The organism is Pseudomonas putida (assembly GCF_050989985.1).
Lineage (GTDB): Bacteria > Pseudomonadota > Gammaproteobacteria > Pseudomonadales > Pseudomonadaceae > Aquipseudomonas > Aquipseudomonas putida_AI.
This window is the reverse complement of the sequence record NZ_CP158815.1, coordinates 1,176,349-1,189,745: the sequence shown is the minus strand read 5'-3', so window position 1 is coordinate 1,189,745 and position 13,397 is coordinate 1,176,349. Positions and strand designations below refer to the sequence as shown.

Genomic DNA, 13,397 nt, shown 5'->3' with positions numbered 1-13,397 from the left:
AATAAGCCGGACATTAAACCCTCAACCGGCCAGTTTGTGTACCGCCGCCCCGGATTGTCGCAGGGCCTGCGCTTCCGAGACTTCCTTGAAGGTGTGGAAATCCAGGCTGTTGACCACCAGGTCCTGCACCAGCTCGGCAAACACCTCCATGGCCGGGGTGCTGAAATACGCGGTCATGGCCTGTTGATTGACCCAGAAACCGGACACCAGCCACAGGTCCGGATCGCCTTGGGAGTGCTGCAGGGCAAAACTCAGGCAGCCCGATGCCGCGCGGGACGGTTCGATCAGCGCGCTCAGGCGCACACCCAGCTCTTGCGAACGCCCGGCGCGTGCGCGGACAAAAGCCATATGACTGACGGGGATTTGCTTGGACATGTTCAACCCTCCCGGGGAGTCGCGTGGCAGCCGGGGACGGGCTGCGACAGGATCCAAGGTTAAGGGCCCGGGTGCTGCTGTCGTTAGTCGATTCCTGCCGGTGCGTTGCACAATCCTGCGAAACTGCGTCGACAGCCTGTAACAAGGTGTAAAACACTGTCACCGTACTGCCAGACGAGTTTCAAGCAAGTTTTCCCGTCTGCTCTCTGCCTTGTCAGAGTGAGAAAACAACCCCGTGCAGAATCAGGCAAGCATTCGACAGGATGTGTCTACCGCTGCCGCTTGCACAAACATATGCTCTGCCCCATCCCTTCTGCCCTTGCGAGGATGCCTTGCATGTCGTCATTCGATCACTTTTCTCAGCCGCAGCCAGACCCGCTGGATGCCGAGATGGAAAAGCAGCGCGCTGAACTGGCGGCGATCATCCGGCGCAACACCGCCGAAGATGGCAGTTATGCCACCGCGGTCGATTCGCTGTTCATGTCGCGCCACAGCCAGAACCACGACTTCGCCCCGGTGCTCGCGCAACCGGCGCTGTGCATCATGGCCCAGGGGCGCAAGGAAGTTCGGCTGGCGGACGAATACTTCAATTACGATCCGCTGAACTACCTGGTGGTCTCGGTCTCGATGCCCCTCAGCGGTCGGGTGGTGAATGTCACCGTGCAAGAACCGATCCTGGCCGTACGGCTGGATATCGATCCGGCTGAGATCACTGCACTGATCGCCGATGCCGGCCCCATGGGCGTGCCCACCCGGCCGATCGGGCGAGGACTGTATGTGGAGCGCCTGGACGCTGCGATGCTCGATGCGGTAGTGCGCCTGGCGCGACTGCTCGACACGCCGAAAGACATCGCCATGCTCGCGCCGCTGATCCGCCGGGAAATTCTCTATCGATTGCTGCGCAGCCCGCAGGGCCATCGGTTGTATGAAATCGCCATTGCCAACAGTCAGAGCCACCGCGTCAGCCAGGCGATCAAATGGCTCAACGGCAACTTTGAGCAGCCGTTGCGCATCGATGATCTGGCCAGGGAAGTGAACCTGAGCGTGTCGACCCTGCATCACCGCTTCAAGGCGATGACGGCGATGAGTCCGTTGCAGTATCAGAAGCAGTTGCGCCTGCAGGAAGCCCGGCGGCTGATGCTGGCCGAAGGACTGGAAGCTTCGGCGGCGGGGTATCGGGTGGGCTATGAAAGCCCTTCGCAATTCAGCCGGGAGTACAGCCGGTTGTTCGGTGCGCCGCCGCTGCGGGATCTGGCGCGGTTGCGGTTGTCGGTTTGATCCGGTTTTCGCGGCGCGTTTGCCGGCCCCATCGCGAGCAGGCTCGCTCCCACATTGGGGCGGTGTACACCGATCCATTGTAGGAGCGAGCCTGCTCGCGATAGGCCAGTGCGGCCAACATCACATCCGGATCAGGCCCCGAGTACCCGGCAAGCCTCCGCCGGCAAGGTCACCGACACCGGATGCCCAACGCTCAGGCCCACGCCCTGATTCGGCGTGCTCAGCGCGGTAAAGGTCACCCCGGAACACTCCACCGTGGTCTCGATGGTCGCGCCAATGTCACGCACGAACGTCACCTTGCCCAGCAGGCGATTACCCGCTGATGCCTGCGCGGCGGACAGTTGCAGGTCTTCAGGGCGGATCAGCATCTTCACCTTCTCCCCGACCACGATGCTGCTGCAGATCGGCACTTGCAGCGCGTCGCCGCCGGGCAGGCTGACCTTGCCGTTGCCCAGCGCCGTGGCCGGGAAGATGTTGCCGGAGCCGATGAAGTCCGCGACGAATTCGTTGGCCGGATGCCGATAGATCTCGATCGGCGTCCCCACCTGCTGCACCCGATGCTCACCCAATACCACCACGATATCGGCCATGGTCATGGCCTCGCGCTGGTCGTGGGTCACCATGATGGTGGTGATGTTCAGGCGTTGTTGCAGCTGACGGATTTCCACCTGCATCGATTCGCGCAGCTTGGCGTCCAGCGCAGACAGCGGCTCATCGAGCAGAAGGATTTTCGGGTGGTTGGCAATCGCCCGGGCAATCGCCACACGCTGGCGTTGCCCGCCAGACAGCTTGGCCACCGGGCGATCGATCATCGGTTGCAGCTGGATCAGTTCCAGCAACTCCACCACTCGCGCATGTTGGTCAGCCTTGCTGACCCCGCGCAGTTTCAGCGGATAAGCGATGTTCTCCCCCACCGTCATGTGCGGGAACAGCGCCAGGGATTGAAAGACCATACCGAAATTGCGCAGGTGCGCCGGGGTGTGCCCGATGTCCTCACCGTCCAGGCGAATCTCGCCGCCGGTCAGGGACTCAAGCCCCGCGATCATGCGCAGCAAGGTGGTTTTGCCGCATCCCGAAGGACCGAGGAAACACACCAGCTTGCCCTCGGGCAAATGCAGGTTCACATCCTTTACCGCGCAGGCCGAGCCGTAGTGTTTCTCGACGTTTTCCAGAATCAGACCAGACATAAATCACCTCAAGAAATCAGAACGAAACGCCACCTTCACCAACCAGCTTCTCCAGCGCCCAGATCAGGACGAAGTCGATCAGCACGATCAGCACGGCAAACGAAAATACGGTTGGGTCGAGCGAAGACACGGTGCGGCTGTACATCCAGATCGGCACGGTCATCACGTCGATGGTGTAGAGAAAATAGGTCACGGTGAACTCGTTGAACGAGACGATGAACGCCAGCAGCATGCCCGCCAGAATCCCCGACTTCATCAACGGCACCACCACGTCGACAATCGCTCGTAGTGGCGAGGCACCGAGCATTTGCGCGGCCTCTTCCACTTCGCTGCCGATGGAAAGCATGGCCGCCGTGCAATTCTTCACCACGAACGGCAAGGCAAGGATCACGTGGGCGATCACCAGCCGCGAGGTGGTCATGTGGAACGGCAGGCTATCGAACACCAGCAGCAAGGCCAGGCCCAGCACCACCATCGGGAACACCAGGGGCAGCGACATCAGTTGCAGCGCCACGGCCTTGCCGCGGAACTCGCAGCGCGTCAGTGCGTAAGCGGCCGGCACCGCGATCAGCGTGGCGAAGATCATGGTCAGGCACGACACCATCAGGCTGGTGGTCATGGCCTGGCCGAGGCTCAGCACGTCGCTGGCGTCCGGCGAGACGAAGGTGTGCCAGGCGGCCTTGTACCATTGCAGGCTGTAGCTGGTGGGCGGGAAGTCGAGGTTCGACGAACCGCTGAACGACATGACGATCATCGTCAGGATCGGCAGTACCGCCAGCAGCAGGATGAAACCCGAAAGGGTCCCGGCGAACTTGCCGGTTTCACCTGGCAGCAGTGACTGGCGCTTTTTGATCAGGGTACTCATTGCGAAGCCTCCAACATGCGCCGACGACGGCCAGTGATGTATTCGGATAGCGTCATGATCGCCAGGGTGGTGACGATCAACACCACGCCGGCGGCGGACGCGGCGGGCCAGTTCATCAGCGGAGCGATCTGGTCATGCACCATCACCGCCAGCATCGGCACGCGACGGCCACCGAGCAGCAGCGGGACCACGAAGCTGCTGGCGTTGTAGGCGAACACCAGGGTCGCACCGGTAATGATCCCCGGCAGGCTCATGGGCAGCACCACCTGACGGAACACCTGGAAGCGACTGGCGCCGAGGGTGGCGGCGGCTTCTTCGTAGCTGCGGGCAACGCCGCGCATGGCACTGGCAATCGGCAGGACAGCCAGCGGGAAGGCGGTCTGGACCAGGCCCATCAATACGCCGTTCTGGTTGTACAACAGCATGATCGGACGCTTGATCAGGCCCAGGCCCATCAGCGTCTGGTTGAGCATCCCGCCGGGCCCCAGAATCACCAGCCAGCCATAGCTTTGCAGCAGCAGGTTGACCAGCAACGGCAGCAGCACCGCAGCGAGGAAAATCCGCCGTACGAACGGCGAAGTCAGGCGTGACATGGTGTAGGCCACCGGAATGGCCAGCACCACGGCAATCACCGCACTGATCAGCGCCAGGCGCAGGGTCAGCAGCAGGGACTTGAGGTAATAGGGTTCCAGCAATTGGGCGTAGCTGGCCAGGCTGAACCCGGACCACTCCGCGCCTTTGGTGCCCACGCTCATGCGCAGTACCAGCAGGCTGGCGGCGATCAGCACGCCCAGAAACAGCATCGAAGGCGTGAGGAAAAACCAGGCACGGGCCGTCGGCGAAATACCGCGATCGGCGCGCACGGGGGCGGCACTCACCGGATGGGTCAGAGGTTGGTGTTCCATAGCAAGGGTCTCGTCAATGGAAAGCAGCTGACAAACACAACTTTGAAAGCCACCGCAAAACCTGTAGGAGCGGGCTTGCCCGCGAAAGCGATCTGTCATTCACATCTTTGCCGACACGAAGACCGTCATCGCGGGCAAGCCCGCTCCCACAGGGTGTTGCAGTGTTCTAAAGACTTGTGTTCGTCACTCGATCAGGAAGAAAAGATTTCCGTGTAACGACGAATCCATTGGTCATGCACCGTCGCCAGGAAGGCGTTGTCGTGCATGATCGCCTTCTCGGCAATCTGCTCAGGCGTGAGGATGTACGGGCTCTTGCGTGCTTCGGCGGAGATGATCGCCTTGGCGTTGACCGGGCCGTTGTAGATGTCTTCAGCCATCTTGCCCTGCACCAATGGGTCCAGAGAGTGGTTGATGAAGGCGTAGGCCATGTCGGTGTCGCCCGGACGATTCTTCGGCATCACCGAGAGCATCAGGTCGGTGTAGAAACCTTCCTTCATGCCGAAGGTGGCACCCAGGCCGTAGTTCGGATCGCGGATCTGTTTCGGGAAGAAGGCCGGCGCGTACAGGCCACCCATGTCCAGGGAACCGGTGCGGAACAGCTCGGCGATCTGGTTCGGGTTTTCACCCAGGGTCACCACGCGATCCTTCAGCTCGGCGAGCTTCTTGAAGCCAGGCTCGATGTTGTGTTCGTCACCACCGGCCAGTTTGGCGGCGATGATGATCAGGTCCATGGCCTCGGTCCAGTTCGGCGGCGGCAGGAAGATGTTCGGCGCCGCATCGGCATCCCACAGGGAGGCGTAGCTGGTCGGAGCTTCTTTCTGGGTGCGGGTGCTGTAGACCAGGCTGTTGCACCAGAGCAGGTAACCGATACCGTGGCCATTGGCGCCGGTGCGGTATTTCTCCGGTACGTCGACCAGGTTGGGAATGCGGTTGAGATCAGGCTTTTCCAGCAGGTTCGCGGCGGCCAGACCTTCGGCGCCGACGCCTGCCAGGGTGATGATGTCGTACTGCGGACGATCACCGCCGGCCTTGAGTTTGGCGACCATTTCCGAAGTACTGCCGGTGCGGTCGGCGACGACCTTGCAACCGTACTTGTCTTCGAAGGTCGCGGCGATGTTGCGCAACGCTGCCAGGCCGGTGTCATCGGACCAGGTCAGCAGTTTCAGGGTCTTGCCGGCAAAACGGGTATCGCTGGCATTGGCCTTGATGAACGGCATGCTCATGGCCGCTGCTGCAACCGAGGCTACGCCCACGGTCTTGATAAATTGACGTCTGTTCAGATCATGCTCGCCCATTACGGACTCCCTTTGTTTTTGTAGGTATGAGGCAGGTCGAAACTGTTGCATCCGCGCGGTCGGACCAGCGCTGGCTCCCGTATTTTCGGGGGTTTCGCTGAACCGGTGAGTTCATCCTGAGGTCGTGTAAAACACCTGACTATCGATAAAAACTCATTGAAGCCATGACGCCAGCGCATGCCTCGCTTTGAGGCATGCGCTCACCTTTTTCGTGCCGTCAGACAGCCCGAATCACGTGTTTGATTTCCTGGAAAGCCTGCAAGCCCCACGGCCCCAATTCGCGGCCGATGCTGCTCTGCTTGTAACCACCCCAGGCGGTCTGCGGGAAGATCACCTGCGGTGCGTTGATCCACACAAGCCCCGCCTGCAAAGCGTTGGCGACGCGATCGGCGGTTTCGGCACTGGTGCTGACCACGCTGGCCACCAGGCCGAACTGGCTATCGTTGGCCAGGGCAATCGCCTCGGCTTCGGAGCTGAAACGGCGTACACAGATAACCGGGCCGAAGATCTCTTCACACCACAGCGCACTGTCCAGGGGCACGTCGGTGAATACCGTCGGCTGCAAAAAATATCCGCGCGACAGGTCTGCCGGACGGTTGCCGCCGCAAACCAGCTTGGCACCGGCACTCAAGCCTCGATCGATGTGGCCGAGCACGCGCTGGTATTGCGCCTGATTGACCAGCGCACCCATCTCCACATCCGGGTCGAACGGGTCGGCCACGCGAATAGCTTCGGCACGGGCCTTCAAGCGGGTCATGAACTCGTCGGCCAGCTCGTCGGCGACCAGCACGCGGCTGGTGGCGGAGCACATCTGCCCGGCGTTGAAGAAACCGCCACCGCACGCCACGTCCACCGCCAGGTCGATGTCGGCATCGGCCAACACCAACAGCGACGACTTGCCGCCCAGTTCCAGGCTCACGCCTTTGACCGTTTCGGCGGCGCGCTGCATGACCTGAACACCCACCGCATTGCTGCCGGTGAAGGAAATCTTGGCGATGCGCGGGTCCGCCGACAGCGGCGCGCCCACGGCCAGGCCAGTGCCACAGACCAGGTTGAACACACCGGCCGGCAGGCCGGCCTGGGCAATGATGGTTGCCAGTTCAAGTTCCGGCAGCGGTGTCACTTCCGAGGGCTTGAGCACCACACAGCAACCGGCAGCCAGGGCCGGGGCGAGTTTCCAGGCAGTGGTGACCATCGGGAAGTTCCACGGCACGATCAGACCGACCACACCGCAGGGTTCGCGGCGCAGGCGTGCGCTGAAATCATCGCTTGGCAGCTCGACGGTGCTGTCCTGTTTCGCGTCCAGCCCTTCGGCCAGACCGGCGTAGTACTCAAAGGTGGCGATCACGTCATCGACGTCGATGGCCGCTTCGAACTGTGGCTTGCCGTTGTTGCTCGACTGCAACTGCATCAAGCGCTCACGGCTGGCCGACACGCCGGCAGCGATCTTGCGCAGGATTGCAGCGCGCTCGGCGCCGGTGGTCTTCGACCAGTCGGCGAAAGCCCGGGTGGCCGCGCTGACGGCCTGCTCGACTGCTTGTTCATCACCGCCCACCACAGTGGTCAGCAGCGCTTCGGTGGCCGGATTGATCACCCGCAGGTGCTCGTTGCCGGCGGACCATTTGCCGTCGATGTACAGGCCATCCAGAGTGGTTGGCAAAGTCAGGGAGACGCTCATTTCGACACCGCCTTGGTCCATGCGGTCTGATCGATTTCAATCAGGGTCGGGCCCTGGCGATCGGCGGCGACACGCAGGGCGCTACGCAGTTTCTCGGCGTCGCTGACGGCTTCTGCAGCGCAGCCCAGGGCCTTGGCCACACCGATGAAATCCGGGGTGTAGATGTCCACGCCCACCGGCTCGATGGCGCGGTTGACCATGTATTTCTTGATCTCTTCGTAGCCCTGGTTGTTCCACAGCAGCACGATCACCGGGGTTTGCGCTTCAACGGCGCTGGCCAGTTCCGGCAGGGTGAATTGCAGGCCGCCGTCACCGATCAGGCACACCACCGGCGGGCGTGCGCCGCTTTCAGTGCTGCCGCCGAGCCAGGCGCCAATCGCCGCCGGCAAGGCATAGCCGAGGGTGCCGTAGCCGGTGGACGAGTTGAACCAGCGACGCGGGCGCTCCGGGTTGAACGTCAGGTTGCCGGTGTACACCGGTTGGGTCGAATCGCCGACGAATACCGCGTCTGGCAATTCGCGCAGAACCGTTTCCAGGAAATGGGTCTGGGCCAGGGTCGGGGCATCCCAGCTGGCGGCCAGTTCTTCGCGCAGACGGGCAGCACGTACCTGGCCCCAATCGTTGCGGCGCGCCGCCAGGGACTTGTGGGACAGAGAGCTGAGCAAAGCCTGGGCGGCGTTGCGCGAGTCGGCCACCAGTGCCACGTGCGGCGGGTAGTTGCGTACGGTCTGGTCCGGATCGATGTCGATGCGCAGCAGCTTGCCCGGAATCTCGAAACCACCTTTGAAGGTGACGTCGTAATCGGTCTCGGCCAGCTCGGTACCGATGGCCAGCACCACGTCGGCCTCGGCCACCAGGGCACGGGTCGCGACCAGGCTCTGGGTCGAACCGATCAACAGCGGGTGAGCAGACTCGAGCATGCCCTTGGCGTTGATGGTCAGGGCCACCGGTGCGTCCAGCAATTCAGCCAGTTGGGTCAACTCGGCAGCGGCATCGATGGCACCGCCACCGGCCAGGATCAGCGGACGCTGGGCGGAGGCCAGCAGGTCAGTCATGCGGCTCACGGCGGATGGTGCAGCACCGGCGCGGTCGATGTTGACCGGCAGGCTGGCGAGCAGCTCATCGGCTTCTTCAACCAGCACGTCCAATGGGATTTCGATGTGCACCGGACGCGGGCGACCGGCCTGGAACAGTGCGAAGGCACGGGCCAGGACCACCGGCAACTCCGACGCCGACATCAAGGTGTGGGAGAACTCCGCGACACCGGCGCACAGTGCGCTCTGGTTCGGCAGCTCGTGCAGTTTGCCGCGACCGCCGCCCAACTGGCTGCGCGATTGCACGCTGGAGATCACCAGCATCGGAATCGAATCGGCGTAGGCCTGGCCCATCGCGGTGGTGATGTTGGTCATGCCCGGGCCGGTGATGATGAAGCACACACCCGGCTTGCCGCTGGTGCGGGCATAGCCGTCGGCCATGAAGCCGGCGCCCTGCTCGTGACGCGGGGTGACGTGGTTGATGCTCGAACGGGCCAGCCCGCGATACAGCTCAACGGTATGAACCCCCGGAATGCCGAATACCTGCTCGACTCCGTAACCTTCGAGTAACTTGACCAATACTTCGCCGCACGTCGCCATGTGTATGCCCTTCTTGTTCGTTTGAGACGCCGGGCCTGCGCAGTGTTTATGATGAATTTGCAGGTCCAGGGATGGCCTCATTGGAACGGGCGACACGTAGCCGTAACAATGGATAAAAAGTCATACTAGCCATGTCCTCACGTCATACCTTGGATCCCAATGAAACGACTGCCTCCCCTGCCGGCGCTGCACACTTTTCTGATTACCGCGCAGTGCTGCAATTTCACCCGGGCCGCCGAGCAACTGCACATCACCCAGGGCGCGGTCAGCCGACAGATCGCCGGGCTGGAAGATTTTCTCGGTTATGAATTGTTCATCCGCCAGGCCCGCGGCCTGGACCTGACCGCCGAAGGGCGTGAATGGCTGCCGCGGGTGCAGCAGGTTTTCGGCCTGATCGACGAGGCGGTGGAGCAGATCGGCGAGAAGCGCGAAACCCTGCAACTCAAGGCCCCGACCTGTGTCATGCGCTGGTTGCTGCCCCGGCTGCTGCAATGGCAAAGGGAGCGGCCGGACGTGCCGGTGGAATTGACCACCACGGTCAAGCACGGGGTCGACTTTCATCTCGAACAATTCGATGCGGCGGTGATGTATGGCGCGCCACCGGATAGCGCGCTGGAGTCGCACCTGCTGTTCGACGAACAACTCACGCCGGTCTGTTCCCGGCCCATTCTCGAAGGGGCGCTGGCCTTGCAGGCGCCGACGGACTTGCAACATCACCTGCTGCTGCACCCCACCCGCGATGAACGGGACTGGAAAGCCTGGTTGAAAGCGGCGGACGTGCACCTGACCAATGTCAGCAAGGGTCAGCACTTCGAAACCCTGGACCTGGCGATGTCGATGGCGTCCCAGGGGACGGGCGTAGCGATTGGCGACTGGTCGCTGATCGGCGATGACCTGGATGCCGGACGGCTGGTCATGCCCTTTGAACTGAAGGTAAAAACCGGGCTGGCGTATTACATGGTTTTCCCGGAAAAACCCGCGCCTTCGCCGAAGTTGCGCGAGTTGATGGGGTGGTTGGTCGAACAGGCTCAGTCACGCTGACCCCTGCGGCACTCTCTGCCCGGATCGTTCCCACGCTCTGCGTGGGAATGCAGCCCGGGACGCTCCGCGTCCCCTCCAAAGCCGAACGCAGAGCGTCCGTTGAGGCATTCCCACGCAGAGCGTGGGAACGATCAGTTAGCGTGGATCAGTAGCCGACTGTGAACCGTTGTTTTGTATGCTTCGGTGCTTCGATTTCATCCAGCATCGCAATCGCATAATCGGCAAACGTGATCCAGCTGCGCCCTGCACTGCTCACCAGCAAATCATCCTTGCCAACCCGATACGACCCGCTGCGCTCGCCTTCGACAAACTCCGCCGACGGTGACAGGAAGGTCCAGTCCAGATCCTTTTCCTGACGCAGGTTTTCCAGAAACAACGCACCGGCGCCAGCCTCTGCCTTGTACTCCGCCGGGAAGCCTTCGCTGTCGATTACCCGCGTACCGCCCGGCAACAACAACGAACCGGCACCGCCCACCACCAGCAGGCACTTGACCCCGGCCGCCTTCACCGGCCCGATGACGGCGCTGGCCGGGAGCGTCGCGAAATGCGCCGCGCTGATGACCACGTCATGCCCGGCGACTGCCGCCTGCAACGCCGCGCCATCCAGCGCATCGACCGCCTTGCTGACCACGCCTTCACGCTGGCCGATTTTCGCTGGATTGCGGGCGATAGCGGTGACGCTGTGACCGCGACGCAGGGCTTCTTCCAGCAGTTGGCTGCCGGCACGGCCGGTGGCACCGATGATTGCGATTTTGCTCATGACGTTCTCCAGTTGGCTGAGGTGTATCTTTGAAAGGTGTGCGGCAAACATTGCTTTTGTGGCGAGGGAGCTTGCTCCCGCTCGGCTGCGCAGCAGTCGTAAACCTGAAAGCACGCAGGGGAGCGCTTCGCACTCCGGCGGGAGCAAGCTCCCTCGCCACAAAAGCTGCAGCATCAAGCAACACGGGTTACCACTTCATCTCGCCCTTGGCGACTTTGGCGCTCAGCTCCAGGGAGCTTTCTTCGCCCAGGGTCGGGTAGCGTTTTTTCATGGCAGCGATCAGCGCGGCAGAGTCCTTGGCCTTGGCGGTTTCTTCGTCGAAGGCCTTGATGTAATCGGCGGTGAACTGCACGGCAGCCAGGGATCGCGCACTCTCACCGAGGTAATGGCCGGGCACGATGGTTTTCGGTTTCAGGGTTTCGATCGAATGCAGCGTAGCCAACCAATCGGCATGGGACTGTGGCGTCTGGGTGTCGGCCATCCACACGTGGATGTTTTGCGCCACGACCACGCCACCGACCACCGCCTTGATCGACGGAATCCACACAAAACTGCGATCCGGTTGTTTGCCATCCAGGCCGACCACCTGCAGCTTCTGCCCTTCGAGGATCAGGCTGTCGCCCTTGAGCACCTCTGGCACGACGGTTTTGGCCGGCGCATCAGCCCCCAACTTCGGTCCCCAGAACGCCAGTTTGCCGGCCACTGTCTGCTTGATGTGATCGACTGTCGGCTGCGAAGCGAGAACCCTGGCCTTGGGGAATGCAGCGGTCAGGGTGTCGAGGCCGAAGTAGTAATCCGGGTCACCATGGCTGATGTAAATGGTGGTCAGTTGCTTACCACTGGCGCGGATTTTTTCCACCACTTGCTCGGCCTGGGATTTGCCGAATTGAGCGTCCACCAGGATCGCGTCCTTGTCGCCGCTGACCAGCACCGAGGTCACCGGGAAAATCGCCTTGTCGCCAGGGTTGTAGACGTCCAGCGTCAAGGTCGATGCGCTGGCCTGGCCGGCGAAACCGAGGGCGGTGGCCAGCAGAATGCGTTTGAGAGAGGTGAATCCGATCATCTGTTGCTCCGTGGTTTGGATTGCTTGCCCTCCTGTAGGAGCGAGCCTGCTCGCGATGGTCGCAAGGGCAACGCGTTCAACCCTGTCTGCACGCGTTATCGTTGACGACCATCGCGAGCAGGCTCGCTCCCACAGAAGAGCAGACGCCCGAGAGGACATGGGAGCAGAGCTTAGTTGCCTGACTCAGTACAAAAAATGCGATGCTGGGACACAGTTTGTTTCTGAAATCGGGCAAATCATGGATCGTCTACAAGCAATGCGGGTGTTCGTCACGGTGGTCGACCTCGGCAGCCAGTCGGCCGCCGCCGATCATCTGGAGCTGTCTCGGCCGGTGGTTTCACGGTATCTGGCGGAATTGGAGGATTGGGTCGGCGCGCGCCTGATGCACCGCACCACCCGCAAGTTGAGCCTGACTGCCGCCGGCATTGAAACCCTGCCCCGTTGCCGGCAAATGCTGGAGCTGTGCAACGACTTGCAGGCTGCCGTCAGCGAGCCGGACGACGCACCGCGCGGCCTGCTGCGCATCAGCGTCAGTACTTCGTTCGGTCAGGCGCAACTGGCCGACGCCGTGGCGGCCTACGTCAAGCGCTACCCCGGCGTCAGCATCGATTTGCAGATGCTCGATCGCACGGTGAACCTGGTGGATGAGCGCATCGATCTGGCGATTCGCACCAGCAGCGACCTGGACCCCAACCTGATCGCCCGGCGCCTGACCGTCTGTCGTTCGGTGATCTGCGCCTCCCCCGCTTACCTGCGCGAGCACCCGACGCCGCAACGGGTCGAGGACCTGAGCCGGCACAACTGCCTGACCCATTCCTACTTCGGCAAGAGCCTGTGGCATTTCGAACAGGATGGCGAACAGATCTCGGTCCCGGTGCAGGGCAACATCAGCGCCAACGAAGCCAGCACCCTGCTGCGCGCGGCGATGGCCGGTGCCGGCGTGGCGATGCTGCCCACCTATCAGGCCGGGGTGCATATCCACAGCGGTGAACTGGTACGCCTGCTGCCAGGGGCTGAACCCCGGCAGATGAACGTGTACGCGGTGTATGCCTCACGCAAACACATGCCCGCGGCGTTGCGCAGCTTGCTGGATTTTCTGGTGGTGAGATTTCCGGAAAAACCGACGTGGGATGTTGGCCTATAACCGCAATCCCCTGTGGGAGCGAGCCTGCTCGCGAATGCGCTGTGTCAGTCGACGAATGTATTGAACGTTGGACCGCTTTCGCGAGCAGGCTCGCTCCCACAATGGGAAACATCAGTGTTCTGAATACCGGCTTACAACCGCAGATCGTCCTGCTGGCAACTCACTGGCCCTG

12 protein-coding genes are annotated in these 13,397 nt (G+C 62.1%); 3 read left to right on the top strand and 9 right to left on the bottom strand.

Translation table 11 applies throughout. The annotated features are described in order from the left end of the window. Positions 1–21: 21 nt before the first annotated feature. Entirely contained in the window at positions 22–375 is a 354-nt protein-coding gene (locus tag ABTV29_RS05645; protein ID WP_433769199.1) for an antibiotic biosynthesis monooxygenase family protein, read from the bottom strand. 336 nt (positions 376–711) lie between these two features. On the opposite strand from ABTV29_RS05645, the gene ABTV29_RS05640 reads away from it, so the two are divergent. Continuing rightward, on the top strand, positions 712–1,653 hold the full coding sequence (locus ABTV29_RS05640; RefSeq protein ID WP_433769198.1) for an AraC family transcriptional regulator: 942 nt from the start codon (positions 712–714) through the stop codon (positions 1,651–1,653). 131 nt (positions 1,654–1,784) lie between these two features. Here ABTV29_RS05640 and ABTV29_RS05635 read toward each other — a convergent pair whose 3' ends face one another. From ABTV29_RS05635 to ABTV29_RS05610, 6 genes are all read right to left on the bottom strand, one after another. After that, positions 1,785–2,840: an ABC transporter ATP-binding protein gene (locus ABTV29_RS05635; RefSeq protein ID WP_433769197.1), complete on the bottom strand. Its 1,056-nt coding sequence runs from the start codon at positions 2,838–2,840 to the stop codon at positions 1,785–1,787. Positions 2,841–2,856: 16 nt separating this feature from the next. Further along, the gene (locus ABTV29_RS05630; RefSeq protein ID WP_433769196.1) at positions 2,857–3,705 is read right to left on the bottom strand and encodes an ABC transporter permease; all 849 of its coding nucleotides are present in this window, start codon (positions 3,703–3,705) and stop codon (positions 2,857–2,859) included. Beyond that, positions 3,702–4,610 carry an ABC transporter permease gene (locus ABTV29_RS05625; protein ID WP_433769195.1) on the bottom strand — a complete coding sequence of 303 codons (909 nt, stop codon included), beginning with the start codon at positions 4,608–4,610 and terminating at the stop codon, positions 3,702–3,704. The genes ABTV29_RS05630 and ABTV29_RS05625 overlap by 4 nt, the downstream gene beginning before the upstream one ends. 191 nt (positions 4,611–4,801) lie before the next feature. Further along, entirely contained in the window at positions 4,802–5,905 is a 1,104-nt protein-coding gene (locus tag ABTV29_RS05620; RefSeq protein ID WP_433769194.1) for an extracellular solute-binding protein, read from the bottom strand. Between the two features lie 217 nt (positions 5,906–6,122). After that, a complete protein-coding gene (locus tag ABTV29_RS05615) occupies positions 6,123–7,571 on the bottom strand; it encodes an aldehyde dehydrogenase family protein (RefSeq protein ID WP_433771757.1) in 1,449 nt (482 codons plus the stop codon). An 8-nt stretch (positions 7,572–7,579) separates the two neighbouring features. Then, positions 7,580–9,217 carry a 5-guanidino-2-oxopentanoate decarboxylase gene (locus ABTV29_RS05610; RefSeq protein WP_433769193.1) on the bottom strand — a complete coding sequence of 546 codons (1,638 nt, stop codon included), beginning with the start codon at positions 9,215–9,217 and terminating at the stop codon, positions 7,580–7,582. Between the two features lie 159 nt (positions 9,218–9,376). Here ABTV29_RS05610 and ABTV29_RS05605 point away from each other — a divergent pair, with 159 nt between their 5' ends. Beyond that, positions 9,377–10,258, top strand: coding sequence for a LysR substrate-binding domain-containing protein (locus ABTV29_RS05605; protein WP_433769192.1), 882 nt, complete (start codon positions 9,377–9,379; stop codon positions 10,256–10,258). 145 nt (positions 10,259–10,403) lie between these two features. Here ABTV29_RS05605 and ABTV29_RS05600 read toward each other — a convergent pair whose 3' ends face one another. Together ABTV29_RS05600 and ABTV29_RS05595 are read right to left on the bottom strand one after the other, a co-directional pair. Next, positions 10,404–11,018 carry an NAD(P)-dependent oxidoreductase gene (locus ABTV29_RS05600; RefSeq protein WP_433769191.1) on the bottom strand — a complete coding sequence of 205 codons (615 nt, stop codon included), beginning with the start codon at positions 11,016–11,018 and terminating at the stop codon, positions 10,404–10,406. A 187-nt stretch (positions 11,019–11,205) separates the two neighbouring features. After that, the gene (locus ABTV29_RS05595; protein ID WP_433769190.1) at positions 11,206–12,081 is read right to left on the bottom strand and encodes an MBL fold metallo-hydrolase; all 876 of its coding nucleotides are present in this window, start codon (positions 12,079–12,081) and stop codon (positions 11,206–11,208) included. A gap of 238 nt (positions 12,082–12,319) precedes the next feature. On the opposite strand from ABTV29_RS05595, the gene ABTV29_RS05590 reads away from it, so the two are divergent. Then, positions 12,320–13,225 carry a LysR family transcriptional regulator gene (locus ABTV29_RS05590; protein WP_433769189.1) on the top strand — a complete coding sequence of 302 codons (906 nt, stop codon included), beginning with the start codon at positions 12,320–12,322 and terminating at the stop codon, positions 13,223–13,225. Positions 13,226–13,397 lie beyond the last annotated feature (172 nt).